General features: G+C 46.8%; 8 protein-coding genes, 7 tRNA genes and 3 rRNA genes. 1 reads left to right on the top strand and 17 read right to left on the bottom strand.

What is annotated here, in order from left to right; genetic code table 11:
- The 7 genes from I858_RS00900 to I858_RS00870 form a co-directional block, all read right to left on the bottom strand.
- Window positions 1–996, bottom strand: a complete 996-nt coding sequence (locus tag I858_RS00900; protein WP_049693868.1) for a CdaR family protein — start codon at window positions 994–996, stop codon at window positions 1–3.
- Complete coding sequence (gene cdaA / locus I858_RS00895) at window positions 989–1,825, bottom strand: diadenylate cyclase CdaA (RefSeq protein ID WP_049693867.1); 837 nt, start codon at window positions 1,823–1,825, stop codon at window positions 989–991. The genes I858_RS00900 and cdaA overlap by 8 nt, the downstream gene beginning before the upstream one ends.
- Window positions 1,826–1,927: 102 nt before the next feature.
- Entirely contained in the window at window positions 1,928–2,563 is a 636-nt protein-coding gene (locus I858_RS00890) for an anti-sigma factor (protein ID WP_049693866.1), read from the bottom strand.
- Window positions 2,564–2,575: 12 nt separating this feature from the next.
- The gene (gene sigW, locus I858_RS00885) at window positions 2,576–3,139 is read right to left on the bottom strand and encodes an RNA polymerase sigma factor SigW (RefSeq protein ID WP_049693865.1); all 564 of its coding nucleotides are present in this window, start codon (window positions 3,137–3,139) and stop codon (window positions 2,576–2,578) included.
- 489 nt (window positions 3,140–3,628) lie between these two features.
- Window positions 3,629–4,537 carry an arginase gene (gene rocF / locus I858_RS00880; RefSeq protein ID WP_049693864.1) on the bottom strand — a complete coding sequence of 303 codons (909 nt, stop codon included), beginning with the start codon at window positions 4,535–4,537 and terminating at the stop codon, window positions 3,629–3,631.
- Window positions 4,538–4,607: 70 nt separating this feature from the next.
- Window positions 4,608–5,171 carry a GNAT family N-acetyltransferase gene (locus tag I858_RS00875; RefSeq protein ID WP_049693863.1) on the bottom strand — a complete coding sequence of 188 codons (564 nt, stop codon included), beginning with the start codon at window positions 5,169–5,171 and terminating at the stop codon, window positions 4,608–4,610.
- A 14-nt stretch (window positions 5,172–5,185) separates the two neighbouring features.
- Entirely contained in the window at window positions 5,186–6,067 is an 882-nt protein-coding gene (locus I858_RS00870) for a LysR family transcriptional regulator (protein ID WP_049693862.1), read from the bottom strand.
- 104 nt (window positions 6,068–6,171) lie between these two features.
- Between I858_RS00870 and I858_RS00865 the strand changes: the two genes are divergently transcribed.
- Entirely contained in the window at window positions 6,172–7,251 is a 1,080-nt protein-coding gene (locus I858_RS00865; RefSeq protein ID WP_049693861.1) for a citrate synthase/methylcitrate synthase, read from the top strand.
- 69 nt (window positions 7,252–7,320) lie between these two features.
- Here I858_RS00865 and I858_RS00860 read toward each other — a convergent pair.
- The 10 genes from I858_RS00860 to I858_RS00815 all read right to left on the bottom strand — a co-directional run bounded on the left by I858_RS00860 (window position 7,321) and on the right by I858_RS00815 (window position 12,915).
- Window positions 7,321–7,393, bottom strand: a tRNA-Ala gene (locus I858_RS00860).
- Between the two features lie 31 nt (window positions 7,394–7,424).
- Window positions 7,425–7,497, bottom strand: a tRNA-Lys gene (locus I858_RS00855).
- A 10-nt stretch (window positions 7,498–7,507) separates the two neighbouring features.
- Window positions 7,508–7,582: transfer RNA gene (locus I858_RS00850), tRNA-Gln, on the bottom strand.
- Window positions 7,583–7,601: 19 nt separating this feature from the next.
- Window positions 7,602–7,685: transfer RNA gene (locus I858_RS00845), tRNA-Tyr, on the bottom strand.
- Between the two features lie 20 nt (window positions 7,686–7,705).
- Window positions 7,706–7,781: transfer RNA gene (locus tag I858_RS00840), tRNA-Val, on the bottom strand.
- Window positions 7,782–7,786: 5 nt separating this feature from the next.
- Window positions 7,787–7,861, bottom strand: a tRNA-Glu gene (locus I858_RS00835).
- A gap of 50 nt (window positions 7,862–7,911) precedes the next feature.
- A tRNA-Thr gene (locus tag I858_RS00830) sits at window positions 7,912–7,984 on the bottom strand.
- A gap of 44 nt (window positions 7,985–8,028) precedes the next feature.
- A 5S ribosomal RNA gene (gene rrf, locus I858_RS00825) occupies window positions 8,029–8,144 on the bottom strand.
- Window positions 8,145–8,225: 81 nt separating this feature from the next.
- A 23S ribosomal RNA gene (locus tag I858_RS00820) occupies window positions 8,226–11,156 on the bottom strand.
- A gap of 209 nt (window positions 11,157–11,365) precedes the next feature.
- Window positions 11,366–12,915, bottom strand: a 16S ribosomal RNA gene (locus I858_RS00815).
- The 16S, 23S and 5S rRNA genes sit together here with 7 tRNA genes alongside, the layout of an rRNA operon.
- Between the last annotated feature and the right edge of the window lie 255 nt (window positions 12,916–13,170).

Raw genomic sequence — 13,170 nt, 5'->3', positions numbered from 1 at the left:
CTAATCACGTGCTACTTTTGCATCTTCTTCAGCTATTGGTAGTTGCGCCGATTCATCAATGATTGCTTGAGCTTCAACTGTCACTTGACCAGGTGAAACCGCAGAAGCACCAGCAGGAATTTCAAGATCTACTTCTACTGTCGCATCTTCAGCAGTAACACTTGCAGCATCAACGTTAACAACGTATTCAGTCAGCTCGTCTACTACTGTCTCTGGACCGAAAATCCGAATTTCTTCAGTCGGAGTGGTCCAGCCGTTAATCGTAATGCCAGCACCCGCTTTTCCAGTAGCTTCAATTCTGACCGGTACAACTTTGCTATACTCTACAACTTTAACCGATACTTCTACTTCTTCAGGTTCAATTTTTGCACTTTCAAGCTTTGTTAAGTCTTCAGCTAAGACACGAACGCTCGCAGCAGTCGTAAACGACTCTTTAACTCCTTGCTCGCCAGAAACTGTCGCTTTTACAAAGCTAATCGCATCAATCATACTTTTTGGTCCGGTAACAATGACTGTTTTCGGTTCTACTTCTACACTGTCTAAAATAAAACCATCCGCAAGCATTCGTTCATTTATTTCTGGGTCGATTCGGAATTCTTGCGACACTCGTTCTTCAATGACAACATTCACAAAAGCTGGGTCGACTCGTACATTTAATTGTTCAGATAGGTTTTCAGTTTGAATGGGCACTTGATGTTCACCCATCGGTAAATTACGCAAATCCACAAACAACGTGAAGTCTTCCAGTTGACGTGCTGTTTGAACAATACTCACAGGTCCCGTCAAATGCAAATCAACCGTTTTGGGTATGCCACTTACCATTAACGTATTGTCATGGTATACCTCGAGTTCAACGTCTTCAATCACTTCAGACACACGGCTGGTGTCCGTTGACCCGGAAGTATTGTCATCCGCTTTTACGGAAAAAAACAAAAGACAAGCTAATAAGAGTGCCGTGCTGCGTAAAAACCAGCGATTGTCCATCATTTTATCCATTCTTTTTCCCCCTCCAGTTCCACCAAGAAAGAGCGACTTCTTGCTGTTCTGCACCAAACCAAATGCGGCGCAGCTTCACTTCAAAGTCTTCAAGTGATAAATTGCGGTGTAAATCACCATTTGCCGTCAAACTGATGGCGCCGGTTTCTTCCGATACAACAATCGTAATTGCATCCGTCACTTCACTAATACCAAGAGCTGCACGGTGGCGCGTACCCAACTCTTTAGAGATGAATGGACTTTCAGACAGTGGCAAATAGCATGCCGCTGCAGCAATTCGATTTTTTTGAACAATCACCGCTCCATCATGCAACGGTGTATTGGGAATAAACAAATTGATCATCAGTTCAGATGTGAGGTCCGAGTTCATCGGAGTACCCGTTTCAATATATTCACTCAATCCTGTTTCTCGTTCAATCGATATTAATGCACCGATTCGCCGTTTAGCCATGTAACTAACAGATTTGGACATTGCTTCGATGAGTCGGTTGCGTTCGGATTCTTCGTTCAATGTACTGCTCGAGAAAAGTCTGCCACGACCCAGTTGCTCAAGTGCACGGCGAAGCTCTGGCTGGAAAATGATAATGATGGCTAGAAAGCCCCATTCCAACACTTGCTGCATAATCCAGCCTAATGTTTCCAGGTTGAGTGCTTGCGTCACGAGGCGCGCAATAATAATGACAAAAATCCCTTTCAATAATTGAACGGCTTTCGTCCCTTTAATAACCGTAATCAATTTATAAACAACGAACCAAACTAGTAAAATGTCAATGATGTTCCCTAGAAGTCTAAATGGCGTTTGGTCTGTTAAACTTTCAAAAAAAGGCATCTGCAACCCTCGCTTTTCTACATCTGCGTATGCATTTAGTATAGCATAAGTGAATTGGGCTTGCCTTCATAGAAAAAACCCATCCTTTAGGAGAGGATAGGTTTAATCGTCAACTGGGCTGTCGTTTGGATTAAAAATAGAAGCTGCATCTTTAAATCCTTCTTTAATGGTATACCATAACCATTCAAAAGCTTTATCAATTTCTTCGATTTCACCCGTAATGACACCGCTCGATGCCATATACTGACCGTTGACAATGGTTACGTCTCCTTGAAGCTCACCTTCTACACGTAAATCACCGTTGCGTATGGTTAAGTTGCCAACCACTGTTTCTCCTTCAGGTACAATTACAGTTTGTCCTTCAACTACTAGATTCGGCTGTTTCGTAAACGAAAACTGTTGGTCATCATTAAAATTCGCAAACAGTGCCGTGCTCATCAACACACAAAATAAAGCAGCCGCCGCAAGCATGGGGTGTCTTCTAAACCATCTTTGGATACCTGCTCGTTGTTTTTCTTTTGGTAACCGCTCCATTGTTTTTTGGACAAAACCAGAAGGCGCTTGTATATGGGATGCACTTTGAATAAATGCAATGGTTCTGTTTAATGCTTGGTACTTTTCTCGGCAATCGTCGCAGTTTTCCAAGTACTCTTTTAATTGCTGTTCTTCACTCGAGCTCGTATCTCCATCAAAGTGATGGTGCATTATTTGGATAATGTTTTCCGGACACGCATTCATCGTGCTCGCCTCCTACAAATTGCTCAATTGCTTGCGAAGAGCTTCTCGCCCTCGGTGAATACGCGTCTTCACCGTTCCTAATGGCAAATCCAAGATTTCACTAATTTCCGCGAGTGGCAATTCTTCAATATACTTTAATACAATAGCGGCACGGTACTTATCTGGCAAGCGGCTAATTTCATACTGAACCCGCTCTTGAACTTCCATCCGCATCAATTCATCTTCTGGAAGTTCATCGTCATTGGCGATTTTGGAATACATATTCAAGCCTTCTGCTCCGCGCACTTCCGCATCTAAATGATAATCCGGCTTTTTTTTACGAATCCGGTCGATACACAGATTAGTGGCAATTCGGTAAAGCCATGTCGAAAATTTTCGATTTTGATCGAATGTATGGATGTTTACATAAGCACGCATAAAAGCTTCTTGTGCGATATCTTCTGCTTCTTGCTTGTTGCCAAGCATACGGTAGCAAATATGATACAGCTGGTGCTGGTAAAGCTCCACGATTTCGGCGAATGCGTTCTGATCGCCTTTTAGTACGTTTGCTACTCGTTTATTGACTAACGCATCCATGATCTCATTTCCCTCTGCCTATGCGGCTGTACTTTATATACGTACCGAAACTCAAAAGGTTTCAACTTTTTTTCTTATTCTATCGTATCAGATAATACCCAAATAAATCCAACTATATTTTCAATATTTCCAATTTAAAATCCATTTATTTTTTGGCAAAGAAAAAAACAGGCTTTCGCCTGTTTGAACTTGTAGACAAAAGAATAGTCGTGATAGTAAAGAATGACTAATTTTTTATCGTATTTAGACTGGTCTGAATACCAAGCATATGGTGAGCCTTTTTAATGGGCCTCGATCAGCGAGTCGCTTATTTCGATTAGAACCCCACGCTTCCAACCGGTCCGGCCACGAAGACTCCCGTGGGACAGCGAAAGCTGAAGACCCCGCAGGAACGCCAGTGACGAGGAGGCTGAAGCTGAGCCCACAGGAAAGCGGAGTGGCCAGACCCGTTGGATTTATATAAGGGTATTTATGTTCGGAATACTTTGACTACATTAATTTTTCACCAAATAATGAGCCTATCAATGCAACCGCAACATCCGCTGTTTTGTTTTTTTCATCAAGAATCGGATTTACTTCTACAAATTCAGCAGAAGTAATGATGTTTGCATCATACAGCATTTCCATAGCTAAATGGCTTTCGCGGTAACTAATGCCACCTGGAACTGGAGTACCGACGCCTGGTGTGTACATTGGGTCAATCCCATCAAGATCTAATGATAAATGAACCGCATCTGTATTGCGTTCTTCTTTCAAGTAACGGATCGAATCCTCGATTACTGCGTGCATGCCCATTTTATCAATTTCGTGCATGCTGTAAACGCGAATGCCGTGCTCTTTAATCAATTCACGCTCACCTGGGTCCACCGAACGAGCACCGATGATGACAATGTTTTCAGGTTTTACTTTTGGTGAATAGCCGCGAATGTTCGTCAATTTCTCGTGGCCGTGTCCAAAGCTTGCAGCAAGTGGCATGCCATGAATATTGCCTGATGGTGACGTATCGCTTGTGTTCATGTCAGCGTGTGCATCGTACCAGATAACGCCTAAGTTTTCATGACGTTCAGAAATTCCAGCGAGTGTACCGATTGCAATGCTGTGATCACCACCTAGTACAAGTGGAAAGTTTCCAGATTCTGCTACTTCAAATACTTTATCGCCAAGTGCTTCTGTTGCTTCAGTAATGACTTTTAAATTACGCAAATTTGTTGAAGCATCCACACTGCCGTCTGTTTGACCGATTTGGATATCCCCTTCATCCGTTACACTGTGTCCTAACTCTTCAATACGATCCACAACGCCCGCATAACGGATAGCGCTTGGTCCCATATCCACACCACGACGAGTTTGTCCGTGGTCCATTGGAACCCCTATAATAGAAATATTTAATTTATTCATTATTTTATACCCCCTTAGCAAGATAGACTTATTGTAACCGCTAAGGTCTATTTGGCTCAACCAAACAAATTTACGTATATTTATTCGCTTTTTTCTCCAAGTCTTTTTTCACTTTCAGCCAGTCACTGTCGATAATTGAATACACCACAGCGTCTCTCGGCTTACCCGTCGAGCGAATACGTTCATTGCGAAGCACGCCTTCTTTAACCGCACCGATGCGTTCAATCGACTTCTGTGAACGCACATTTTCAGCATCTGTCTTAAATTGCACACGAATCATATCCCGCTCTTCAAAACAATAACTAAGCAAAGCTCGCTTAACCGCTGTGTTTACATGCGTTCTTTGAGCAGATTGCGCATAAAATGTTGAACCAATTTCGCAGCTTTTATTGGCTTCATCAATTGCATATATGCGTGTTGTACCGACAATTTCAGCCGTTTCAGGCTTTTCTACAACGAAAATTAGTACATTTGACTGGTTTAATCCGGATTCTAACCACGCAACCAAGTCTTCAAAGCTCTCTACTTGACTGAGCATGTGTTCAAAAATCTTAGGGTCATACAAAGCCCATAACGCTTCAAAATCCTCTCTTTTCAATAACCGTAACCGAATGCCATTAGACTCAATCATCATTTCAATCTCTCCTTCTAACTAAAATACACCGACTGAATACGTTCAATAAAATCTTGCTCCAGTGAGCCCATTTGCTTTACCAGAAAATAAGTAGAAACGACGGGCAACGGAAACAAATCAAAATGGACTTCCATTAATCGACCTTCTACTAGTTCTCGCCGAACTATCGACTTTGGCAAAAACGAAGTACCCAGTCCTTCTTGAACAAATCGTTTAACGATATGGGCTTGCGTCACTTTCATGGTGCGAATACCAGGTACATGCAATCGCAGGATTCCTAATAACTCTTCCCAAAAAACAGGATGATGATGCGTAAACAATGTTGCACTTCGTAAAGCTTGTTCTACTGAAACGACTGGTCCTGTCTCATCATCATAAGCATCTCTTGGTAAAACAAACAGCAATGGATCGTTGTATACGATAAGTGGCTCAATCAGACGACCGATCGGCGGCAAAGCCGAAATGCCAGCCGACACTTGTTCTGTTTCAACCAATTCTTCAATATCACTAGATTCTTCTACACGAATCACCAACTCTACTTGCGGATGTTGTTGTGTAAATGACTTTAGTACATAAGGCAAAACAGTTTCTGCCATTAAAGGTGAAATGGCTAGTGTCCATTTTTTTCGGTACCCTTGAGAAAAAGAATGCACCGCTTCGATACTGTTATCTAATTGCTTTAGTACTTTTTCGGCTTTTTCTTTGAAATACCTTCCTTCTTCTGTTAACGATACCCGGTTGTTGCTGCGCTTGAACAAAAGAAGACCTAAGTTTTCTTCTAATAACCGAATATGAACAGTCACACTGGGTTGTGACATCATCAGTCGTTCTGACGTCATTCTGAAGTTTAACGTTTCTGCAGCATCCACAAAGGTTCTCAACCACTGAACTTCCATGACATCCCTCATTCCGATTACTTTTCTTAATTGTCTCAATTATATATCTTTAATTTTTATTATCAAATAACGAGAGTAAACTAAAAGAAAAAGGAGGAATTCTGATGTTTCAACCAGGATTAAAAGGCGTAGTAGCCGTTCAAACTGCTATTGCTTCTGTAGATGGAGATTTAGGAGAACTGCGATACCGAGGCGAACGCATAGAAACAGTTGTTCGAGATAAATCATTCGAGGAAACAGCTTATTTTCTTTGGTTTGGTCAGTGGCCAAATGCGCAACAACTAACTCATTTGTCTAAACAGTTACTCAGCTACCGGAAACTGCCGACACATATTGTTGAAATTACGAAGCTTTTACCAAAAGAAATTTCGTTGATGGATGCTATGCGAACATTGATATCCGCATATCCAGATACTAATTTTCTAACGCTTTCTTCACAACAACAAGCTATTGCATTAACAGCAGCATTGCCTGTAATGACAGCGGCGTTTTATCGCTTTCAACACGAGCTTGAAGCTGTTGAACCAAGAGACGATTTGGGACATACAGCCAACTACCTATGGATGATCAGTAGACAACAACCTTCACCAGTACAAACGGAAGCACTTGATACTTATTTAAAACTAACGATGGAACATGGCATGAATGCTTCAACATTTGCAGCGCGCGTCACCATTTCTACCGAGTCTGATTTAGTGTCAGCGATTACTTCTGCGCTTGGAACGATGAAAGGTCCTCTTCACGGTGGGGCTCCTTCAGGCGTCATTGATTTACTAGACACCATAAAAACAGAAGACCGCATTGTTCCAGTTATTGAAGAAAAATTAAATCGAGGAGAAAAAATAATGGGCTTTGGTCACCGAATCTACCGTACAGAAGATCCGCGATCCATCATCCTCCGAGAAAAGTGTCTCGACCTTCATGGAGAAGATCCATGGCTTGATTTAGCAGTTGCTGCAGAAGCCGTTATCACCGATAAGCTAAATGAACGAAAACCCGGTCGTGCACTGTACACCAATGTAGAATTTTATGCCGCTGCTATTATGCGCTCGATCGCGATGCCTACCGAATTGTTTACACCCACCTTCAGCAGTGCACGTATTGTAGGTTGGACAGCACATGCACTCGAACAACAAGAACACAACGTCATTTTCCGCCCACAGTCCGAATACATCAAAACCTAAAAAAACCCCGTATCCAAATACATGGATACGGGGTTTTACACATGGATAGTACAAATACACATGGAACAATGGAGCCTAGGGGGCTCGAACCCCTGACCTCGTCACTGCCAGCGACGCGCTCTCCCAGCTGAGCTAAGGCCCCGCGCTGAACAGGCGCAAGGATGTTAAAAGAATGAGCCATGAAGGATTCGAACCTTCGACCCTCTGATTAAAAGTCAGATGCTCTACCAGCTGAGCTAATGGCTCACAGTAAAAATGGCTGGGGTACCTGGATTCGAACCAGGGCATGACGGGATCAAAACCCGTTGCCTTACCGCTTGGCTATACCCCATTAATTACTATAAGAAAACTGGTGGTGGGGGGCAGATTCGAACTGCCGAACCCGAAGGAGCGGATTTACAGTCCGCCGCGTTTAGCCACTTCGCTACCCCACCGTATAAATTTACGAAAAAAGTGGTGGAGGATGACGGGATCGAACCGCCGACCCTCTGCTTGTAAGGCAGATGCTCTCCCAGCTGAGCTAATCCTCCAAATATGGTGACCCCTACGGGATTCGAACCCGTGTTACCGCCGTGAAAGGGCGGTGTCTTAACCGCTTGACCAAGGGGCCTAAATTAACTCATTTTTTAACTTCCTATTTAGAAACTCTAAAAAAAGAAAAGCTTCCAACCGGATTCGAACCGGTGACCTCTTCCTTACCATGGAAGCACTCTACCTGCTGAGCTATGGAAGCAAGGTAAAAGAATCATGAGGAACAAAAAAAATAAACATAGAATAGCCCAGCGACGTCCTACTCTCACAGGGGGAAACCCCCAACTACCATCGGCGCAAAAGAGCTTAACTGCCGTGTTCGAGATGGGAACGGGTGTGGCCTCTTTGCCATCATCACTGGACTATTTTAATTGAGTGCTTGTTCACTCAAAACTGGATAAACGACAGGTGAAACAAATCGTGCATGATTCGCGTACAGTTTGTTGGTTAAGTCCTCGATCGATTAGTATTCGTCAGCTGCACGTGTCGCCACGCTTCCACCTCGAACCTATCTACCTCATCGTCTTTGAGGGATCTTACTTGCTTGCGCAATGGGAAATCTCATCTTGAGGGGGCTTCGTGCTTAGATGCTTTCAGCACTTATCCCGGCCACACATAGCTACCCAGCGATGCCCTTGGCAGAACAACTGGTACACCAGCGGTGTGTCCATCCCGGTCCTCTCGTACTAAGGACAGCTCCTCTCAAATTTCCTGCGCCCGCGACGGATAGGGACCGAACTGTCTCACGACGTTCTGAACCCAGCTCGCGTACCGCTTTAATGGGCGAACAGCCCAACCCTTGGGACCGACTACAGCCCCAGGATGCGATGAGCCGACATCGAGGTGCCAAACCTCCCCGTCGATGTGGACTCTTGGGGGAGATAAGCCTGTTATCCCCGGGGTAGCTTTTATCCGTTGAGCGATGGCCCTTCCATGCGGAACCACCGGATCACTAAGCCCGTCTTTCGACCCTGCTCGACATGTACGTCTCGCAGTCAAGCTCCCTTCTGCCTTTACACTCTGCGAATGATTTCCAACCATTCTGAGGGAACCTTTGGGCGCCTCCGTTACTCTTTAGGAGGCGACCGCCCCAGTCAAACTGCCCGCCTGACACTGTCTCCCAAGCCGATCAGGCTTGTGGGTTAGAATTTCAATACAACCAGGGTAGTATCCCACTGACGCCTCCGCCGAAGCTGGCGCTCCGGAATCTAAGGCTCCTACCTATTCTGTACAAGTTGCACCAAAATTCAATATCAGGCTACAGTAAAGCTCCACGGGGTCTTTCCGTCCTGTCGCGGGTAACCTGCATCTTCACAGGTACTATAATTTCACCGAGTCTCTCGTTGAGACAGTGCCCAGATCGTTACGCCTTTCGTGCGGGTCGGAACTTACCCGACAAGGAATTTCGCTACCTTAGGACCGTTATAGTTACGGCCGCCGTTTACTGGGGCTTCAATTCGCACCTTCGCTTGCGCTAAGCACTCCTCTTAACCTTCCAGCACCGGGCAGGCGTCAGCCCCTATACGTCACCTTACGGTTTTGCAGAGACCTGTGTTTTTGCTAAACAGTCGCCTGGGCCTATTCACTGCGGCTCTCTCGGGCTATTCACCCTACCAGAGCACCCCTTCTCCCGAAGTTACGGGGTCATTTTGCCGAGTTCCTTAACGAGAGTTCACTCGCTCACCTTAGAATTCTCTTCTCGCCTACCTGTGTCGGTTTGCGGTACGGGCACCTCCCGCCTCGCTAGAGGCTTTTCTTGGCAGTGTGAAATCAGGGACTCTGAGGTAAACCTCTTGCCATCACAGCTCAACGTATCAGGAATGGGATTTGCCTCATTCCACGCCTCACTGCTTGGACGTGCACAACCAACGGCACGCTCTCCTTATCCTTCTGCGTCCCCCCATTGCTCAAACGGCGGGGAGGTGGTACAGGAATATCAACCTGTTGTCCATCGTCTACGCCTATCGGCCTCGACTTAGGTCCCGACTAACCCTGAGCGGACGAGCCTTCCTCAGGAAACCTTAGGCATTCGGTGGACGGGATTCTCACCCGTCTTTCGTTACTCATACCGGCATTCTCACTTCTAAGCGCTCCACCAGTCCTTCCGGTCTGACTTCAACGCCCTTAGAACGCTCTCCTACCACGGATCTCCGAAGAGATCCATCCACAGCTTCGGTAATCCGTTTAGCCCCGGTACATTTTCGGCGCAGTGTCACTCGACCAGTGAGCTATTACGCACTCTTTAAATGATGGCTGCTTCTAAGCCAACATCCTGGTTGTCTAAGCAACGCCACATCCTTTTCCACTTAACGGATATTTGGGGACCTTAGCTGGTGGTCTGGGCTGTTTCCCTCTTGACTACGGATCTTATCACTCGCAGTCTGACTCCCAAGCATAAATCACTGGCATTCGGAGTTTGTCTGAATTCGGTAACCCGGGATGGGCCCCTAGTCCAAACAGTGCTCTACCTCCAGGATTCTCTATCTTGAGGCTAGCCCTAAAGCTATTTCGGAGAGAACCAGCTATCTCCAGGTTCGATTGGAATTTCTCCGCTACCCACACCTCATCCCCGCACTTTTCAACGTGCGTGGGTTCGGGCCTCCAGTAAGTGTTACCTTACCTTCACCCTGGACATGGGTAGATCACCTGGTTTCGGGTCTACAACTACATACTCTATCGCCCTATTCAGACTCGCTTTCGCTGCGGCTCCGCCTTCTCAGCTTAACCTTGCATGTAATCGTAACTCGCCGGTTCATTCTACAAAAGGCACGCCATCACCCATTAACGGGCTTTGACTACTTGTAGGCACACGGTTTCAGGATCTATTTCACTCCCCTTCCGGGGTGCTTTTCACCTTTCCCTCACGGTACTGGTTCACTATCGGTCACTAGGAAGTATTTAGCCTTGGGAGATGGTCCTCCCAGATTCCGACGGAATTTCACGTGTTCCGCCGTACTCAGGATCCACTCTGGAGGGGAAGGGTTTTCGGCTACGGGGCTGTTACCCGCTGTGGCGGACCGTTCCAGGTCGCTTCGCCTAATCCTTCCTTTTGTAACTCCGTATAGAGTGTCCTACAACCCCAAGAGGCAAGCCTCTTGGTTTGGGCTGATCCCGTTTCGCTCGCCGCTACTCAGGGAATCGCATTTGCTTTCTCTTCCTCCAGGTACTTAGATGTTTCAGTTCCCTGGGTCTGCCTTCTCATGTGCTATAGATTCACACATGGATCCTGTCCCATTAAAGACAGGGGGTTCCCCCATTCGGAAATCTCCGGATCATCGCTCACTTACAGCTCCCCGAAGCATATCGGTGTTAGTGCCGTCCTTCTTCGGCTCCTAGTGCCAAGGCATCCACCGTGCGCCCTTTCTAACTTAACCACTGGTTAATTAAAAAGTTGTGGCATCAAGTGCCACGCGTACTTTGAATTCATGTTTCATTTGTTTCAATGTCGTTTTATCCAGTTTTCAAAGAACAAGTCTGAAAGTCACAAAAAAAGGCGTTGCCGCCTGAAGATGAACCTTCAAAACTGAACGCAAAACGTCAACCCCGGAGCGCCTAAGGCGCCCGGTTCCGAATTTATCCTTAGAAAGGAGGTGATCCAGCCGCACCTTCCGATACGGCTACCTTGTTACGACTTCACCCCAATCATCCGTCCCACCTTCGGCGGCTGGCTCCACAAGGGTTACCTCACCGACTTCGGGTGTTACAAACTCTCGTGGTGTGACGGGCGGTGTGTACAAGGCCCGGGAACGTATTCACCGTGGCATGCTGATCCACGATTACTAGCGATTCCGGCTTCATGCAGGCGAGTTGCAGCCTACAATCCGAACTGAGAACGGTTTTCTGGGATTAGCTCCCCCTCGCGGGTTGGCAACCCTTTGTACCGTCCATTGTAGCACGTGTGTAGCCCAGGTCATAAGGGGCATGATGATTTGACGTCATCCCCACCTTCCTCCGGTTTGTCACCGGCAGTCACCTTAGAGTGCCCAACTAAATGCTGGCAACTAAGATCAAGGGTTGCGCTCGTTGCGGGACTTAACCCAACATCTCACGACACGAGCTGACGACAACCATGCACCACCTGTCACCACTGTCCCCGAAGGGAAAAGTGTATCTCTACACCGGGCAGTGGGATGTCAAGACCTGGTAAGGTTCTTCGCGTTGCTTCGAATTAAACCACATGCTCCACCGCTTGTGCGGGCCCCCGTCAATTCCTTTGAGTTTCAGCCTTGCGGCCGTACTCCCCAGGCGGAGTGCTTAATGCGTTAGCTGCAGCACTAAGGGGCGGAAACCCCCTAACACTTAGCACTCATCGTTTACGGCGTGGACTACCAGGGTATCTAATCCTGTTTGCTCCCCACGCTTTCGCGCCTCAGCGTCAGTTACAGACCAGAAAGTCGCCTTCGCCACTGGTGTTCCTCCACATCTCTACGCATTTCACCGCTACACATGGAATTCCACTTTCCTCTTCTGTACTCAAGTTCTCCAGTTTCCAATGACCCTCCACGGTTGAGCCGTGGGCTTTCACATCAGACTTAAAGAACCGCCTGCGCGCGCTTTACGCCCAATAATTCCGGACAACGCTTGCCACCTACGTATTACCGCGGCTGCTGGCACGTAGTTAGCCGTGGCTTTCTGGTGAGGTACCGTCAAGGTGCCAGTAGTTACTTGGCACTTGTTCTTCCCTCACAACAGAGTTTTACGATCCGAAAACCTTCGTCACTCACGCGGCGTTGCTCCGTCAGACTTTCGTCCATTGCGGAAGATTCCCTACTGCTGCCTCCCGTAGGAGTCTGGGCCGTGTCTCAGTCCCAGTGTGGCCGATCACCCTCTCAGGTCGGCTACGCATCGTTGCCTTGGTAGGCCATTACCCCACCAACTAGCTAATGCGCCGCGGGCCCATCCTGCAGTGACAGCCGAAACCGTCTTTCCGTGCAGCCTCAGGAGAGGCCGCAAACTATTCGGTATTAGCACCGGTTTCCCGGAGTTATCCCGATCTGCAGGGCAGGTTGCCCACGTGTTACTCACCCGTCCGCCGCTAAACCAAAGGAGCAAGCTCCAATGGTTCCGCTCGACTTGCATGTATTAGGCACGCCGCCAGCGTTCGTCCTGAGCCAGGATCAAACTCTCCATTATAGAGAACATTTGACTGCTCTAGTTGTTGCTGGCACCATCCGAAGATGGCTTGATCTACAAAATGCTGATCAGTAAATTTTCGTCACGCACACCAAGATGAAAAACAACTTTGCTCTGTTTGCCAAAGGCAACCTGCGCAAAAGCCGTTCTCGCACCGAGGTTCTCGTGACGTCTTTCGTTGACGTTTTGCTGTTCAGTTTTCAAGGTTCAAGTTGTTAATGTTGTATGTCACCGTTTTGTTTATGTTGTTCGTTG

This window comes from Planococcus versutus (assembly GCF_001186155.3).
Lineage (GTDB): Bacteria > Bacillota > Bacilli > Bacillales_A > Planococcaceae > Planococcus > Planococcus versutus.
This window is presented reverse-complemented; position numbering and strand designations above follow the sequence as displayed.

What these genes read in the sequence shown, in the direction of transcription:
- I858_RS00900 (WP_049693868.1), bottom strand. Translation starts at nt 996, where the DNA reads ATGGATAAAATGATGGACAATCGCTGGTTTTTACGCAGCACGGCACTC.
- cdaA (WP_049693867.1), bottom strand. Translation starts at nt 1,825, where the DNA reads ATGCCTTTTTTTGAAAGTTTAACAGACCAAACGCCATTTAGACTTCTA.
- I858_RS00890 (WP_049693866.1), bottom strand. Translation starts at nt 2,563, where the DNA reads ATGAATGCGTGTCCGGAAAACATTATCCAAATAATGCACCATCACTTT.
- I858_RS00875 (WP_049693863.1), bottom strand. Translation starts at nt 5,171, where the DNA reads ATGATGATTGAGTCTAATGGCATTCGGTTACGGTTATTGAAAAGAGAG.
- sigW (WP_049693865.1), bottom strand. Translation starts at nt 3,139, where the DNA reads ATGGATGCGTTAGTCAATAAACGAGTAGCAAACGTACTAAAAGGCGAT.
- I858_RS00865 (WP_049693861.1), top strand. Translation starts at nt 6,172, where the DNA reads ATGTTTCAACCAGGATTAAAAGGCGTAGTAGCCGTTCAAACTGCTATT.
- I858_RS00870 (WP_049693862.1), bottom strand. Translation starts at nt 6,067, where the DNA reads ATGGAAGTTCAGTGGTTGAGAACCTTTGTGGATGCTGCAGAAACGTTA.
- rocF (WP_049693864.1), bottom strand. Translation starts at nt 4,537, where the DNA reads ATGAATAAATTAAATATTTCTATTATAGGGGTTCCAATGGACCACGGA.